This is a genomic window from uncultured Campylobacter sp., from assembly GCF_938040115.1.
Classification (GTDB): domain Bacteria; phylum Campylobacterota; class Campylobacteria; order Campylobacterales; family Campylobacteraceae; genus Campylobacter_A.
Genome location: NZ_CALHXD010000261.1, coordinates 1 through 1,534 on the forward strand (window position 1 = coordinate 1; position 1,534 = coordinate 1,534).

The 1,534-nt window shown below is 46.2% G+C and carries 3 protein-coding genes; 2 read left to right on the plus strand and 1 reads right to left on the minus strand.

The window, feature by feature from the left end; genetic code table 11:
- A partial coding sequence (locus Q0314_RS08730) for an N-acetylneuraminate synthase family protein (protein ID WP_298058307.1) occupies nt 1-488 on the minus strand: 488 nt, incomplete at its 3' end.
- A gap of 83 nt (nt 489-571) precedes the next feature.
- Here Q0314_RS08730 and pseF point away from each other — a divergent pair.
- Together pseF and Q0314_RS08740 are read left to right on the plus strand one after the other, a co-directional pair.
- Nucleotides 572-1,282 carry a pseudaminic acid cytidylyltransferase gene (pseF, locus tag Q0314_RS08735; protein ID WP_298058309.1) on the plus strand — a complete coding sequence of 237 codons (711 nt, stop codon included), beginning with the start codon at nt 572-574 and terminating at the stop codon, nt 1,280-1,282.
- Nucleotides 1,279-1,534 (plus strand): hypothetical protein (locus tag Q0314_RS08740; protein WP_298058312.1); only part of this gene is annotated, 256 nt, incomplete at its 3' end. The genes pseF and Q0314_RS08740, both read left to right, overlap by 4 nt.

Genomic DNA, 1,534 nt, shown 5'->3' on the forward strand with positions numbered 1-1,534 from the left:
ACTGCGTCTTCGATCTCCCGCAGGGTAGCGATGCCAGTCGAGATGACGACCGGTTTGCCTTTTTTGGCTATATGCCGTATAAAATCGTAATCGGTTACCTCAAAGCTAGCGATTTTGTAAGCAGGCGGGTCAAAGCGCTCCAAAAAATCGGCGTCGTCGTTGCTAAACGGGCTTGAAAAGCAGATTAATCCTTCGTTTGCGGCCGTTTTAAAAAGCGTTTCGTGCCACTCGCGCGGAGTTAAGGCTTTTTGATAAAGGCTATATAAATCATACCCGTCCCACAGCCCGCCGCGTAGCATAAAATCCTCTTTTTTGGAATTTAGCGTCAGGCTACCCGGCGTGTATGTTTGCAGTTTTATGGCGTCTGCACCTGCGCGTTTAGCGGCTTTGATCGTATCAAGCGCCGTTTGTAGGCTGCCGGAGTGATTTGCCGAGAGTTCGGCGATTAAAAGAACCTTTTCGTTCGTATCGAAATTTGCTATTTTCATAAATTCGGCTCCGAAATTTTAGTTTGATTTTATCATAAAATTTGCCCCGCTAGGCTATAATCTCCCTAAAAACAAGGAAAAAAATGGACGCCAAAACCATCGCCGTCATCCCCGCTCGCGGCGGCAGCAAAAGAATCCCACGAAAAAATATAAAGCCTTTTTGCGGTAAGCCGATGATCGCTTATAGCATAGAAGCGGCGATTAGGGCGGGGATTTTTGACGAGATTATCGTCTCAACCGACGACGAGGAGATAGCGGGCATCGCGAAAAACGCGGGCGCTAGCGTACCGTTTATGCGTCCAAAAGAGTTAAGCGACGATTATACCGCGACGGGTGCTGTCGTAGAGCATGCGATAAAATTTTTGCAAGCAAGAGGCGATAGGATAAAATTCGTTTGTACGATTTACGCTACCGCGCCGCTGATAGACGAATTTTACATTAAACTAGGCCTTGAAAAGCTACGTGCCTCAAATGCCAAAAACGCCTTTTCGTGCACTTCTATGCCGTTTCCCATCTGGCGGACGTTTAAGATCGCTAAGGACGGGCGATGCGAGATGTTTTGGCGAGAAAATTTCGCCAAACGAAGCCAGGATTTAGAGGAGGCTTATCAAGACGCGGGGCAGTTTTACTGGACGAATTTGGACGCGCCTTCGAGCGATGAAATTTTTTTCGGGCGAGATAGCATAGCGATCGTTTTACCGCGCCACTTGGTGCAGGATATAGATACGCCGCAAGACTGGATAAGAGCGGAGTTTTTATACAAAGCGGTGCAAAAATCAAGGGAAAAAGCATGAGAAAAAAACGGCTAGAAATCATAAATTTCGTAAATTTAAGCGACGAGAAGTACCGAAAAATCTTAGAATATAGAAATCAAGAATATGTTAGAACCGTATCAAATTCGCCCGAACCCATCACGGTAAAGCAGCACGAAGCCTACCGCGAAGCGCTAAAAAAGCGCGATAAATTTTTCGCGTTTTTGATAACGTGTGACGGTGAGGACTACGCGGTGATAAATTTAAAAAAGCTTGACGACGGGTCGTTTTATC

Bases quoted from the DNA above. Each gene is read 5' to 3' on its own strand.
- pseF (WP_298058309.1), top strand. From the start codon at position 572: ATGGACGCCAAAACCATCGCCGTCATCCCCGCTCGCGGCGGCAGCAAA.